We start from the raw sequence: 14,517 nt of genomic DNA, 5'->3' as shown, positions 1-14,517 counted from the left end.
TATTCGCCCAATCATTAGTTTCCGTATTGGAGTGCGTACATTGCGCTGAATAGGATGTTCTCGTGAGCTGTCAGAAAGATTTTTTTTAATCACTGAAAACGGTAACATAAGCATCCAATGATCATCCTTGCCGCATCGTTTCATCTTTTAAATTTTTCAATGTGGCCTTTTCATATGTGCGGGTATTGTTATGCGGTTCCTGAAAACGATTAATAGAAATAAAAACAACCTGCTTAGAAAAATAAAAAAAACAGTGTTGTTGTGTCTTATCCGGACTATACGCACCCGAGATGCTTTTGCACCTGTTAAAGCGCGTAATATATTGATTCTTCGTCTCGACGACAAGATTGGTGACATGGTCGTGACGACTGGGACTGCATTTAAACTCGCAGAAAAAGGTTACAGAGTCTCAGTGCTCACTGGTCCGGTATGCGGGCAACTGCTCCATAACTGCGACTATTTTGATCAGATTATTCAATATAAAAATCGGATGTCACTTGACCTGTTACACGCTCAGAAATTTGATGTTGTCATCGATTTTGACGATGTTCAGGATTATGAACGTCTGAAGCTGGCATGGCTGATGAGACGTAGCCACCATGTTGGCTTTAATAAAAATCTTCCGGGTATTTATAATGCATCCATCCGTTATCTTGATGCCGAGAAGCATATCACTGAACGCCATAAGCGGGTGCTGGCACTGTTCGATATCCACGAAACCTCATTTCATTATAAACTTGGGCACTGTGCTAAAGAACAAAACAGAGTCAAGAATGCCCTTCGAATTACAGATAGCGATATTGTCGTTTCTGTGAATCCTTTCTCTGGCGCCACGGATAAAGATTTCTCCGAAGAACAGGTCATCTCTCTCATCTACTTTATTCACTCGATTAATCCGGAGATAAAAGTTGTGGTAATCGGGCAGAGCAACAAAGTACGTTCATTCAGTGCGCATGGTGCTTTAATTATGTCAGAAAGTACCATAAATACCGCAGTTGAAATTGTCCGCATCTCTGACGTGGTAGTGAGTACGGATACTTCCATCGTCCACATTGCTAACGCGCTAAATCGTCCACTAGTGGCACTTTATAATAAGAGGAAGCTCAAGGATACCGGCTTGATCGGCTATAAAACCTGGGCACCAAATTATCCTCAGGGTAATCAGATAGTGGTTGAAAATGATTACATTAGTCATTGTTCAATCAACACAATTTTTCCGGCAGTTGAGACTGCAATCCGGGCAGCAAGTATGCTTAAGCTTTCGTAAACACTTTCATCATCTCTAATGAAAAAAAGCCACCCAACATTGGGTGGCGAAATAAAGTTAATCACATGCATAACAACGATATTGGCGAACACTCATTCCTTAAGCATTTCACGACGGCTATTTTACCCTGCTGGCTAATTTATTCTGTCTTCAGCGTTTAAAGATAATGTAAAACCCCTCTCAACCTTTAACGAATTAAATACATCTACCAGGTTTTACCAATATTAAACTGGAACTGCTCCGACTTATCGCCTTCATATTTTTTAATCGGCAACGCATACGAAAACACCAGCGGACCCAGCGGTGACTGCCATTGCAAGGCCACGCCGCTCGACACGCGAATCTGGCTGGGATCGCCATAATCAGGAATCCCCGCCGCTTTAGTGGCAGCGGTATTCTGCCAGCCGGTATCCCACACGGTGCCTGCATCAACGAAGAATGAGGTGCGCAGTGCATCGGCGTAACGCTCGCTGATAAACGGCGTAGGCACAATCAGCTCCGCGCTCACCACCGCCATCGCATTGCCGCCCACCGCATCATCCGATTTCTCCACCGGGCAAGCACCGTAACTGCTTTCGCTGCCGCTGCAGCGGTAATAGGCGGCTTTTGGCCCGATGGTATTGGAAGAAAATCCGCGTACCGAACTTGAACCGCCGGCATAGAAATTATCGTAGAAAGGCACTTCTTTGCCGCCTAAACCGTCAGCGTAACCGGCTTTACTACGGCCCATTAGCACCCAGCGATGGTCGCTGCTCAGCGGCAAGTAGCCGTTCGCGGTCAGCGTGCTTTTGTAATAACTGTTGGTGGAACCTGGAATGGTCACTTTGGTGTTGAAACCGGCGCTCACGCCCGAGGTGGGGAAAAAGCCGCGATCCAGCGAGTTGTAGCTCCAGCCAATGTTCCAGAAGAAATCGTTGGCGGTAAATTTGTCCGCCACGGTGGCATCGTCATCGTCGTCATTGCTGGTGATGACTTTTGGATGAATGCCCTGCGAACCCAGATAGCGCCACATTGCTACCTGCGGCGCCATATTGCTGACGCGGTTATAGACGTAATCCAGCCCGCTGTTCACGCTGCTGTTTTCGCCGATTGGGAAGCTTAACGTGCTACTCGCGCCGAAGCTCTTCAGTGTGTATTCGGAAAGATCGTTATCTTCCGCGCTGTAATCGTTGTAGAACAGTTTGCCGCCAAGACTCACGCCATCCACGGTGAAATAGGGATCGGTAGCGGCGATTTCGACATAGGTTTGATAGCTGTTTTTTGTGCCGCTAAAACTCACGGTATTACCGGTGCCCATCCAGTTATCCTGGCTGACACCAAGCTGATAACTGATGCCGCTGTCGGTGCCATAACCCACCCCAACGTTGAAGGTGCCGGTATTGCGCTCCTTCACTTTGTACACCACGTCCACCTGATCCGGGCTGCCCGGCACGCGCTGCGTATCAACATCTACGCTTTCGAAATAACCGGTACGATTAAGGCGCGCCTTGCCCTGCTCCACCTGATTGCTCGCCAGCCATGCGCCTTCCATCTGGCGCATTTCACGACGCAGCACCGCATCTTTAGAGGTGTCATTGCCCGAGAAACGCACCTGTCGCACCGAGAAGCGCCGCCCGGCATCGACATTCACGTGTAGCTGCACGGTTTTAGCGCTGTCGTCTATTTCCGATTGCGTATTCACCTGCGGGAACGCATAGCCGTAACGACCGAGCAGGCTTTTAATCGCCTCTTCGTTTTGGCTGATTTTTGCCCCGCTGTATAAGCTGCCCGCCGGCATGTGCGCCAGTTTTTCAATTTCGGCGGAATAGCCGGCCATATTTCCGCTCAGCGTTAGGCCGCTAACATGATAAACATCGCCTTCATGAATATTTATCGTGACGTAAATATGCTTTTTATCCGGCGTTAAACTGACTTGTGTGGAATCGAGGTTAAAGCGTGCGTAACCGCGATCGAGATAATAACTGCGCAGCGTCTCTAAATCGCCCGAGAGTTTCTGTTTCTGGTATTTCTGATCGGCGATCAAATTCCACCACGGCACATCGTCGCGCAGCTGGAAATGCGAAATCAGTTCATCAGCGGAAAAAGCGTGGTTGCCAACAATATTGATCTGTTGAATTTTCGCCGACACGCCTTCGGTGAAAATAAACTTCAGATCGACGCGGTTGCGCGGCAACGGCGTGACGACCGCTTTGACGCTGGCAGTATATTTCCCGGCGCTGTAGTAGAAATCTTCCAGCCCTTTTTCCATATCCGATAGCGTGGTGCGGTCCAGCGCTTCACCCACGCGCACGCCCGAGGCATCAAGGTTCTGCTTGAGCTGATCCTCTTTAATCGCTTTGTTACCAGAGAATGAGATGCTGGCAATCGCCGGGCGCTCTTTGACTTTGATCAGCAGCGCATCCCCGTCACGCAGCACCTGCACATCGTCAAAATTGCCGGTGGCGAACAGCGCGCGGATGCTGTTGCGAATATCATCATCATTGACGCGATCGCCAACACGCAGCGGCATATGCAGCAACGCCGCGCCGGGTGCGACGCGCTGAAGCCCAGCAAAGTGAATATCCTTTAGGGTGAAATCATCTGCACCAAAGGCAGTGGTGGTTACCATTAAAAGCAACCCGGTTAACATCTTCTTCATCTGTTGTGAGCCTGCCGTTTTTACTGTGCCTGATTCAAGCGTCTTGCTTCCGCACCACATAAAAACGGGCTGAACACGCGGTTCAGCCCGTTAACTGCGGCGATATGTTCCGGAAAAAAGACCGCTGAGCCAAAGGTAAATTCAGCGCGACTCGCGGATTTTCGGTTGTTTTACAATAAGCTGCATCGCTCCTGCCAAAATCTCCGCATAAGAATTACCCTTCTACCGTTACCGGCTGAAACGTACGGCGATTGAGGCTGGTGAAGATCACCAGCAATGCCATCATCACCAGCTCAACGCCGAGCGTTCCGGTGATCGCCGCCAGATGATTGCCATGCGTATAGATCTGCGTGAATACACCGCCCAGCAGCATCGGGCCTAGACCTAACGCCGATTGCTGCACCGTCGACAGCACCGCGCTGCCCGCGCCCGCCTGATGATGCGGCACGCCGCTCATGCCAATGCGGTAGAAGGTGCTGACGATAAACGACTGACCAAAGCCAATCAGCACCGTGGCGGGAATTAGGGTGAAAATACCGACCTGCGGCCAGGCGAGTTGCAGCGTGGCGATAAGGGCCACTAATCCAACCATCTGAATACCGCAGCCCATTAATAAGGCGCCGCGCTTACCTAAACGCTCGACGATGCGCGTGGATTGCATCGCCCCGATAAAATAGGCCACGCCCAGCGCGATAAACGCATTCCCGGATTGAAACGCCGTCAGCCCTAAACCGGCCTGCAGCGTCAGTGCCACAGAGAACATAAAGCCGCTCCAGCAGGAGAAGAACAGCACCGCCAGCGTCAGGCCAAAACGCACGCTCGGCAGACGCAGTAGTGAAGGCGGCAACAGCGGCGCGCCGTTGGCCGCTTCCAAACGCAGCGAACTCTGGCGCAGACGATGCAGAAACAGCGGGAACAGCACCAGCAGCAGGATGCACGGCCACGACCAATGCAGCAGCGGACCGAGCGCCAGTGCCAGCATCAGGCAACCAATCGCGCCCGCCAGCAGCAAGGTTCCGCTAATATCCACCGGTACGCGCTGCGTGTTCTGCGTCTCCGGCACAAAGCGGCGCGCGGTGATCAACACAAACAGGCAAATTGGCAGGTTAATCAGGAAAACGCTGCGCCAGCCGTAGCCGCCGATATCCGCTTTGATGAGAAATCCGCCCAACACCTGACCGATGATAAAGGCCAGCCCGCCAATGCCGCCGTACAAACCGATGGCGCGCGCATGCGCTCTGCCCTTCAGCGTGATGTGCAGCGTGGCGAGGATTTGCGGCACGATAAAGGCCGCGCCCACGCCTTGAAGCGCGCGGGCAAACATCAACAGGCCAACGCTATTGGCGATGCCGCATAATAACGATGCAATACCGAAGATCCCTACTCCGGCAAGGAACACGCGACGGCGGCCGTAGTTATCGCCGAGCCGTCCGCCCATCGCCAGGCAGATGGCAAAGGCAATGCCGTAGACCGCGACGATCAGCGCCAGCTCAATCGCCGTGGCCTGCAGCGTGTGGGCCATCGCGTCTAACGCTACGTTAACGATAGAAAAATCAATCATGGGCAGCAGCTGCCCGGCAAGCAGGACCATCAATCCTGTGCGTTGAAGTTGCGATGTCTGCATCGGTTTTACCTTGTTTTTGCTGTCAGTACGGCATAGCATCACCTAACCGTTAAACGGGTACCAGTTCTTGATTATCATGGTATAAACACTACCCGTCTTGTCGAAGGATCTGCTTATGAGCCTGGCATCCGCGCCTGTTACCACCGAACAAAACAACCGTAAATTACTCGGCACCTTTCTGCGCACGCGCCGGGAAAATCTCGATCCCAATCGACTCGGTTTACCCCGCATGCGCCATCGTCGCACGCCGGGTTTACGCCGTGAAGAAGTCGCGCAGTTAGCGGATGTTGGCGTGACCTGGTATACGTGGCTGGAACAGGGACGCGATATCAAAGCCTCGCCGAAAACCCTGACGGCGATCGCTAGCGCGTTGCAGTGCAACGATGTGGAAACGCAGCACCTGTTTTCGCTCGCCGGGCACGCATTGCCCTCGGTGCGCGTGGTAGCCGCCTGCTGCAAAATTGCCGCGCACAATCAGCAGATGCTCGATGCGATCCAGTTACCGGCGATTATTGAGACGCCGCGCTTTGATATTCTCGGTTACAACGCTGCGTGGTGTGCCTTGATGGGCGTGGATCTAGCCGAGATCGCGCCTGAAGATCGCAACTGCATCTGGCTGGCCTTCAACCACCCAACCTGGCGCAAAGCGCTGAATGACTGGGATGAAGTGATGCCGCAGATGGTGGCGATGTTTCGCGGGCAGATGGGCGAGCACCTTGGCGATCCACACTGGGAAAGCTTTCTTGCCCGCTTGCTAAACAGTTCAGATGAGTTTGCGCACACCTGGCAGCGCTATGAATTGGGCCAGGTGGAGAATCGCGTTAAACGTTTTTACCGCGACGAAGTGGGTGAAATGACGCTGCGGCAAAATAACTGGTGGTCCGCGTCACGCAACGGCGATCGCCTGCTGGTATATGTGCCGGACGATGAAATCAGCGCCGCAGCACTCCAGCAGTTGATCAATCCGTGATGCGTTATGCCTTGCTCGTCAGTGCCGGAAGCGGTGTTTGCGGGTGGGCGCCCTTCTGGCTGTTTAAAAGAATCTGACCCAATAAGCTGTCTTTGTTCACCACGCCATATTTCAGGTTGGTGTCGAGATATTTACGATCAAATCCCGTCAGTTTGGTCAGCGGCGGCAAGACGGCCGGCAGACGATCGACCATCAGCATGCGGCTCAGCTTCACCGGACGCCACTCCACCAGGCTTTGATATAGCAACGCGCTGGCTTCGCATTTACGCAGATAGAAGTTGTACTGATTGTTCTCACGCAGCGCCTGCTGCTGCGCGATATACACCACCAAATAATCTGGTGGCGTGATGCCCTGAACAATAGTTTCGTAATTGGGCAGCGCGAGCAAACGACGGAAAAACTCGTCGGCGCCCACTTCAACAATCGGGCGGAAAAAGTGCAACCAGCGCGCAATAAAGGCGTTATTTTTCGGCGCGGCCAGGAACCAGGATTCAATCACCGGATAGGCTTTATCCAGCGTCGAACTGTCGCGATAAAAGGCGATCAAGTCATAACCATCGTTAACATTCACCGCTAACAATTCGTCCATCGTGCGGTTGAGAATGATGGTGGCATCCATCCAGATTCCGCCATAGCGATACAGCAGTTCCAGCCGGATTACGTCACTTTTATGTGAAGGACGCATATCCTGATGCACGAAGTGCAGATCGGGCAGATAGTGCTGAATATTCAGGTTATTGATGACGGTTACCTGATAGCCGGGGTTTTCGCGCACGATTTTATCGACAAAAATCTGCACTTCCTCCGGTAGCGTTTCACTTTCCCAGTACATCCAAATCTGACGCGGAATGGCAGCGGGCGCGGTCTGGCGTGCAACTAAATTGATATCCTGTTCTGCGGCAGGATTGTAATCGGGCAGCGTTCTGCGTTTGGTCAGCTTTTTTTCCGCCAGTAAACCTAGTGAAACCAAATGGGTTTTAAATTTATTCTTTTTCATCGTTTCTCCAGCAGCACAGCCGCCAGTTAACTACTTATTGCTGTTAAAAAAGGCACACATCAGCCCTGCACCTAATGCTGCAGAAAGCCGACAAAAGCCCGGAAAATTGGCTCAAAATTATCAAACAGCACTCAGCGCGACAATTTAATAAACCGCTAAAACCTCACTTTAAGAGAATACGTAGAACGCCGGGTGTGCGGGATCTGGCTTTGTGAAACGTTACGCAAAGCCGAACATCTTAGGTGAACGGTTAAAAATAATACTGGATATATAAACAGTATTGCGTATACTTATTCAACAGCCACGAGGCTGAGTAAGTCTGCAAGAGGTGATAATGATAATGATCTCAACGGAAAGTCTGTCTGCTTTGAATGCATCAATGATGATGAGCAGCCGCGAAATTGCCCATGTCACGGGCATTACGCACGGCGAAGTGAAGCGCCTGGTGAAAAGCCTGGAAACCGCACAGCGTCTTTCCCAGCCTTTGACGGTGAATCTCTATGAGCATCAGGGTGAAGTGCGTCAGGAGTTTCATCTTAACAAGCGCGATTCATTACTTGCCGTTGCCCGGCTTTCGCCTGGCTTCACTGCGGAATTACTCGATCTCTGGCAGCAGCGTGAACAGTTTACCCATCTGCCTGATTTCACCAATCCGGCGGAAGCGGCCCGCGCCTGGGCGGAGCAATTTGAGCAGCGCCGTGCGGCTGAGCAGCAACTTGCGTTGTCGGCCCCTAAGGCTGAATTTTTTGATCGCTTTGTCGAGATCGAAGATTCGCTCGGCTTTCGTCAGCTGTGCAAGATGTTGAAGGTAAAGGAAACTGAGTTTCGTGAGTTTTTGTTAGAACGCAACATCATGTATCGCGAAAAAGGCACGCTGGCACCGCAGCAGCACCATATACAGGCGGGATATTTCACCCTGCGCTCCGGACGTGGCGAGAATCAGCATGCTTTCTCCCAAGCGCGTTTCACCGCCAAAGGCGTGAAATGGGTGGCCAGTTTATGGGCGGGACATCTGTCGGCTCAGCCGAAAGGTGTGGCTGCATAAAGTGTGCGCAGGTGTCCTAGCGGCGTAATTTATTGCGCGATAAATCGCGCCGCCAGGGAATGTGCGATCATTGAATGCTTAGCGTTATATTTACCTGTTGAATTACAGTTTCATCAGCATCTCATGCCACGCCATGCCACCGTGGTCTGACTCAGACGGTTTGACGTACTGATAGCCCCATTTTTTATACAACTCAACGTGCTGGGTTTTGCACATCAGATGAATGGTTCGCTTGTCCATTTTCTTCATCAGCTCGATAAACTGGCGCATCAGCAGCGACGCATAACCTTTGCCCTGATACGCGGGATCAAGCACCACTGACATAATCACGGCGTTGGGTGCTGCCGGATCGTGGCCGATTAACTCTTTGAACGCTTCATCCGACATCACCACCTCCCACGCACAACCGGCGTTGATAAAACCAATCACCTTGCCATCGGTTTCCAGACATAAAAATCCTTGTGGATACTGCGCAATGCGGGTAGCAATTTTTTCACGCGTGGCGGCTTCATCACCTTCGTAAGCCTCAATTTCAATCGCGTAACAGCGATCCACATCTGCCAGCCTGGCTTCTCTAAATACTAACTTTGACACGATTAAACCTCTTAGATTCCTCTATGAACGGCGGTCATTCTAACAGGCCGAATGTGTCTTTGCGCATAAGTACCCCCCTCAAACCATTAAAGTCGCTATCTAAAGTGATCAAAAAAAATTAATGCCAACATTTATCTGGGTTCTAAATAAAATCTATTAAATTTTTATAACTCTCAGCGTCTTTTTTACGACATTTTTACGGGTTGGTCGGTTAGATTAATTTCATCGACAGCCCTGAAGGATTCGGAGAGGTAGCGCGAGATGAAAAGTATCGAACTCACTAATAGCGGTTCATCCGCATAACGTCAGCGGTCAACACGCACCGGTCCATTAACGCCTGTGAGCGTAAATCATGAGCGGCATGCTGCAATTTATACTGCGCCAACATTTTATAAATTCTCTGCCAACGATTCATGGGCAGATTAAGCAACGGGTCAAAACTATGTCAGGCTTGATTTTGGTATCACACAATCAAAATAATCACTCAACGCTTTCTAACATTTATGAAAGCATATTGACGCGTCGCGGTGGCATGTGGGTGAAATGGAGTGGCGAGTTTGAATCATTTACCACTGAACCTCATCGTGAGCTGAATTTTACTAGCGGCAAAGCATTCGACACGCTGACATTTCGCTTAACCAAAGCAGAATATGAAGAAGGTTATCATCAATATATTCATCAGGGATTGTGGCCGGTATTTCATCAGCGCCCCGACATGGCGCGTTTTTCCACCAGCAGCCAAATCGGTTATATGAAACTGAATGAAACCTATACGCGCGCCATTAGTGAATATGCCATGCCCGATGATGATATTTGGTTGCAGGATTATCACCTGATTCCCAGCATTAAAATGCTGCGCGATGCCGGCCTGATAAATCGTATCGGCTTCTTTTTCCATCAGCCTTTCCCAGCAGGACAATCTTTTGAATCGGTGCCGAACTGGCGCTATCTGGCCGATGCATTATTGTGCGCCGACTTAATTGGCTTTCAGACCACCCAAGACATGAACAATTTCACCGCCTGGATTGAATCCCGCTTCCGTTGCGAGCGTCTAACGCCTTACACGCTGCGTATCCACGGCCGTCATATTCGCGTAGGCGTATTCCCGGTAGGCATTGATACCGTGGAAACCAGCGCGCTAGCTGAAAGCAACAGCTGCCAGTATATGGAGCAGCAATGTCGCGCAACCTTACCGGAGAATCTGATCCTCAGCGGTGGCCATTTTGACGACAGCACCGGCACGCCCTACCGCATCAGCGCCATAGAAGTTTTACTGCGTCAACACGAGGAGTATCACCACAAGTTTTCCATGGTGCAGCTGGCTTCAGCGGCGTCAGGTTACAGCCATCGCATTAAAGAGTTATCGCGCGATTTGGAAACCCGCTGTGGCGAAATGAACGGCGTGCATGGCGAGCTGAACTGGTATCCGGTGCGTTATTTGAGCAACCATTATTCACATGAAGAACTGTGCGGATTTTACCGTGCAGCGCGTGTGGCGTTGGTCACACCGCTGATAGCCGGGATGAGTTTGATGGCGAAAACCTATGTGGCGGTGCAGGATCACGCTAATCCCGGCGTGCTGATTCTGTCGCAGTTTGCCGGCGCCGCCGAACAGATGCAGGGCGCACTGTTGGTCAATCCCTACGATCCCGATGCCATCGCCGATGCCATTCATACCGCGCTTATCATGCCGCTTTCGGTGCGTCGCGAACGTCACGCCAGCCTGCTAAAAAACCTGCATCTGCATGATTGCCACAAATGGGCCGATAGCTTCATCAACGCGCTGCAGCCGCGAGAACAGGAATGCGATTTAACCCTGAAATCAGGTGCGATAATTTCGAATGGTTTCAGTGGGCGACTGCGTTATTGATGCAAATGGATGAGGCCGCCTGCGAACGGCAATCATAGCGTTATTGCGCCGCCGGGAAATTACGCTTGATGGGCGCAAACGCTTCCACGCTTTTCCCCAGCAGACGCTGCGGACGGAAATCGCTCAGCAGCTCACTTGCCACATCGCCGATCAGCTCTTCAGCCACCAGCTTGCCAATCAATGGCGAAAGCGTGATACCGCTGTGTGTCACCGCCACATACACGCGCTGATGCGCGGTGACATAGCCCAGCGCCGGTAAACCATCGGCAGGTCTTGCACGTTGCCCCACCACAATTTGTTCAATCTGCAACTCGCCCGCATCCGCAAACAGCGCGTGATAACGCGCGCGGAATTGCGCGGCGATATCGCTGGTGATTAAGGGTGGCGCAGCAGAATCGGCTAGATGATCCAACTCTAAGGCTTGCAGCAGCAAACGTCCGCCGCCGTCCGGGCGTACGTTAAGTTGCGGAGAGATGAGATTGGCATTGAGCGATAACGGCTGCGGCGCGGTGCGCACCAGGAAACTACAAGCCACCGCGTTCGGTTTGCTGGTATCCAGCAACGCCAGATTGAGTCCCAGTGAATTTAGCAGCTGATTGGCCCAGCGTCCGGTGGCTAACACAATACGATCGCCCTGCCACTGCTCGCCATTTTCCAGCTGCAGCGTAACCCGATCGGCACTTTCACTGATGCTATTGATGCGCTGATGCTGGTATAGCACCGCACCGCGCGCTTTGGCTTCTGACCATAAGCGCGCCAGATAGAGCGCCGGATGCAGCACCGATTCTGTCGGGAAATGCCACACGCTGCCGCTGATGGCCTGCGCCCGCAGCTCCGGAATATCGCGCAGCACATCTGCTGGCGACACTTCACGCGCCGCATAACCTGCTGATTGCAGCGACGTGGCACGCTGCAGCAAACGTTGCTGCGCATCGCCCTCGGCGGCCCACTCCCATGTACCGCCAGTTTCCAGCCAGCGCAATCCGTTCGGCTGCGCTTGCTGCAGTTTGAGGTGCTCTTCCATCGAGAGCGCATTAAGCAGGTGATAACTGCGCGGCTGTTTGCCATTGGAGTTCACCCAGGCAAACGTCGTGCTGCTGGTGCCCGCACCAATGTGCTGCTGTTCGAAAACGGTGACTTCAACGCCCTGCAACGCTAAGGCGCGCGCCACCGCTAATCCGATAACGCCGCCGCCAATAATTGCAATTTTCTGTGCTGTCATAATGGGCTCCTGAATTAAGTGCCGATATCATAACAGCCTGGCTGAACGAAAATTGCTATCGCTAAATAGGGATTATTACGCAGGATATAAGAATTTCGTCTTAATCCGGATGCTTAAATTATACCGATGTCAGAATCTTCCCATCGGCAAAATAGGCCCGTAAATTCTCCAGCACATTATTGGTCATTTGCGCACGCGTTTCGTGAGTTGCGCTGGCAATATGCGGCGTTAACAGCACATTATTTAGTTCACGCAGCGCGGGATTAATTTTTGGCTCATCCGGATACACATCCAGCGCAGCCCCTTTAATGATTCCCTGCTGCAGTGCAGCGATCAAGTCGGGTTCATTGATTACTGTGCCACGCGCAATATTGATCACTACGCCCTCTTGGCCGAGCGCCGCCAGCACCTTCGCGTTGACCAGTTGCACATTCTCTTTGCTGCCCGGCAGTGCCAGCACCAGAAAATCGCTAAAGGTGGCGAGTTGTTCGATCGTATCGCAGCGCTTATAGCTGACGTCTTTCGCCGAACGCGCGGTATATGCCACTTCCATACCAAAGGCTTCGGCACGGCGCGCGATGGCTAAGCCAATCGCGCCCAACCCGGCGATGCCAATTCTTTTTCCGCTGGCGCGGCTGGAGAGTTCGACGCCGTTATTTTCCCATGCCCCGGATTTCGCAAACTGATGGTAAGCCACCAAATTACGCGAGAACGCCAGCGTCATTGTCATTGCCAAATCGGCAACATCGTCAGTCAGAATGTCGCGGGTAATGCTGACCTGAATATCGTTTTCGGCAGTGTATTTCAGGTCAATACGATCGGTGCCGACACCGAATACAGTAATGACTTTACACTCCGGCAGTTGCTCCAGCAGTGCCGTTTCCACCCCGACATCGCCGCGCGTAACGATGGCATTGATCGCTTTGCCATGCTGCTGGATAAATAGCATTGCGTCATGCTGCTCATATAAACGATGGCAATGGAAATGTTGCGTGAGCTTTTCATCTAACTGCGGCATTAGCGGCTGAATAATCAGCACGGCAGGTTTGGTATTCGTCATTTTATGTTCCATTAGCGGTATTTATTGACCACCAGCCTAACGGAGTTATTTATGTTACGGCGTTGCTGTTACTTTTTTCGCTGATAAGATCACGCGGAAATAGATGGCATGCCGTGCAGCAGCGTAATGATTTAATCGTTGCTAAATGAGAAAACGAAACTTATCTAATGCGCTTACTGTCATCGGTAAACCCTGGCGTAATAACGAATCCAGATAAACCGTAACGCCCATTGCTGGTTGTCTAAAACTCGCGCGTTGCGCATTCACTGCCTTCAAAACCAGCGCCTGATTTAAGTCGAACAGATCCATGATGAATTCGTCAGGATGAAGAGCTTCAATTTCGAATTCAGCCATGAGGTTTCTCGGGAAATCCTTCAGATTCATTGTGACAATCACTTCAGCTTTACACCGTATAGCGGCAGCGACAACATGGCAGTCATTGGAATCAGGTAATGCAATGCCAGAAATAAGCGGTTCAAATCCCGATACCATTGCATCTGGAAGCGCTTTATTCATCAATGTCTGCGTGCGCGCCAACTGATCTTCAGCAATATCTGGTCTGTTAGTGCGTAAATTACGCTTCCATTCATCCTGAATGGTGGCAGTCCATTTTGGCTGGTAGAGCCCCGTCAGACCGAGGCGAAGCAGTACATCGCGCAGTATGGATGGATACAACACACATGCATCCAGTACCACGGCATAGGGTGAATGGTTCATCAGTAGAAATTGAGATCCTGTCCCTGGTCTGCCAATTCCTGCATTGCATCATTGCTATCTTGCGCACGCTTGTCTTTAAACTGCATAAGATCCGCAAAAAGCACGCGACGATGGCGACCTGTTTTATGGTACGGAAGCTGACCTTGCTCTAACAGTTTCACCAAATGTGGGCGTGAAACGTTTAAAATATTTGCCGCTTCCTGCGTAGTTAATTCAGCGTGTACAGGCACAACCTGAACCGCATTTCCCACCGCCAACTCGCCCAAAACAGCCATGAGTAGTGTCAGGGCAGACGTTGGCAGCTCAATCTGATGCGTTTCGTTGTGCGCATCCTGAATCGATATTTTTTGCGTTTCCTGCTTGGTGGATAGATAAGTTGCGAGCTCCCTCTGCCCGCGCGAAGCGGCCTCAATCTCCTTCGGAGCCGGAAGGCTCAAGCTATCCAGAATTGAGTGTTTCATGCGTTTTCCAATTGATAGTTTGTGGTTTCAAATTGCAGTCACCGAATGATAA

At 51.4% G+C, this 14,517-nt stretch carries 12 protein-coding genes; 4 read left to right on the top strand and 8 right to left on the bottom strand.

Annotated features, from left to right (window positions below):
* Window positions 1-190 precede the first annotated feature (190 nt).
* Window positions 191-1,267, top strand: coding sequence for a glycosyltransferase family 9 protein (locus tag FCN45_RS21495; RefSeq protein ID WP_137387204.1), 1,077 nt, complete (start codon window positions 191-193; stop codon window positions 1,265-1,267).
* 205 nt (window positions 1,268-1,472) lie between these two features.
* Here the strand turns inward: FCN45_RS21495 and bamA are convergent, their stop codons facing one another.
* Both bamA and FCN45_RS21485 read right to left on the bottom strand, forming a co-directional pair.
* On the bottom strand, window positions 1,473-3,905 hold the full coding sequence (bamA, locus tag FCN45_RS21490) for an outer membrane protein assembly factor BamA (RefSeq protein ID WP_137387203.1): 2,433 nt from the start codon (window positions 3,903-3,905) through the stop codon (window positions 1,473-1,475).
* Between the two features lie 214 nt (window positions 3,906-4,119).
* Window positions 4,120-5,529, bottom strand: a complete 1,410-nt coding sequence (locus FCN45_RS21485; protein WP_137387202.1) for an MFS transporter — start codon at window positions 5,527-5,529, stop codon at window positions 4,120-4,122.
* A 115-nt stretch (window positions 5,530-5,644) separates the two neighbouring features.
* On the opposite strand from FCN45_RS21485, the gene FCN45_RS21480 reads away from it, so the two are divergent.
* Window positions 5,645-6,499 (top strand): helix-turn-helix transcriptional regulator, encoded by an 855-nt coding sequence (locus FCN45_RS21480; protein ID WP_137387201.1) that lies wholly within the window; start codon window positions 5,645-5,647, stop codon window positions 6,497-6,499.
* 4 nt (window positions 6,500-6,503) lie between these two features.
* Here FCN45_RS21480 and FCN45_RS21475 read toward each other — a convergent pair whose 3' ends face one another.
* On the bottom strand, window positions 6,504-7,496 hold the full coding sequence (locus FCN45_RS21475) for a glycosyltransferase family 32 protein (RefSeq protein WP_137387200.1): 993 nt from the start codon (window positions 7,494-7,496) through the stop codon (window positions 6,504-6,506).
* Window positions 7,497-7,833: 337 nt separating this feature from the next.
* Here FCN45_RS21475 and FCN45_RS21470 point away from each other — a divergent pair, with 337 nt between their 5' ends.
* Window positions 7,834-8,541: a phage antirepressor KilAC domain-containing protein gene (locus FCN45_RS21470; protein ID WP_192235489.1), complete on the top strand. Its 708-nt coding sequence runs from the start codon at window positions 7,834-7,836 to the stop codon at window positions 8,539-8,541.
* A gap of 102 nt (window positions 8,542-8,643) precedes the next feature.
* On the opposite strand, the gene FCN45_RS21465 is transcribed toward FCN45_RS21470, so the two are convergent.
* Complete coding sequence (locus tag FCN45_RS21465) at window positions 8,644-9,135, bottom strand: GNAT family N-acetyltransferase (RefSeq protein ID WP_137387198.1); 492 nt, start codon at window positions 9,133-9,135, stop codon at window positions 8,644-8,646.
* A gap of 442 nt (window positions 9,136-9,577) precedes the next feature.
* Between FCN45_RS21465 and FCN45_RS21460 the strand changes: the two genes are divergently transcribed.
* Window positions 9,578-11,005, top strand: coding sequence for a trehalose-6-phosphate synthase (locus FCN45_RS21460; protein WP_246862568.1), 1,428 nt, complete (start codon window positions 9,578-9,580; stop codon window positions 11,003-11,005).
* 40 nt (window positions 11,006-11,045) lie between these two features.
* Here the strand turns inward: FCN45_RS21460 and FCN45_RS21455 are convergent, their stop codons facing one another.
* From FCN45_RS21455 to FCN45_RS21440, 4 genes are all read right to left on the bottom strand, one after another.
* Window positions 11,046-12,227, bottom strand: a complete 1,182-nt coding sequence (locus FCN45_RS21455) for an FAD-binding oxidoreductase (RefSeq protein WP_137387197.1) — start codon at window positions 12,225-12,227, stop codon at window positions 11,046-11,048.
* A 118-nt stretch (window positions 12,228-12,345) separates the two neighbouring features.
* Window positions 12,346-13,287, bottom strand: a complete 942-nt coding sequence (locus FCN45_RS21450; RefSeq protein ID WP_137387196.1) for a 2-hydroxyacid dehydrogenase — start codon at window positions 13,285-13,287, stop codon at window positions 12,346-12,348.
* Between the two features lie 141 nt (window positions 13,288-13,428).
* Window positions 13,429-14,004: a PIN domain-containing protein gene (locus FCN45_RS21445; protein ID WP_137387195.1), complete on the bottom strand. Its 576-nt coding sequence runs from the start codon at window positions 14,002-14,004 to the stop codon at window positions 13,429-13,431.
* Window positions 14,004-14,465 (bottom strand): helix-turn-helix domain-containing protein, encoded by a 462-nt coding sequence (locus tag FCN45_RS21440; protein WP_137387194.1) that lies wholly within the window; start codon window positions 14,463-14,465, stop codon window positions 14,004-14,006. Before FCN45_RS21440 ends, FCN45_RS21445 begins: the two co-directional genes overlap by 1 nt.
* Window positions 14,466-14,517: the final 52 nt, after the last annotated feature.

The organism is Pantoea sp. SO10, assembly GCF_005281435.1.
In the GTDB taxonomy this organism is placed as follows: domain Bacteria; phylum Pseudomonadota; class Gammaproteobacteria; order Enterobacterales; family Enterobacteriaceae; genus Pantoea; species Pantoea leporis.
Note: the sequence above shows the minus strand (reverse complement) of the source record. Positions and strands in the feature narration are given on the sequence as shown.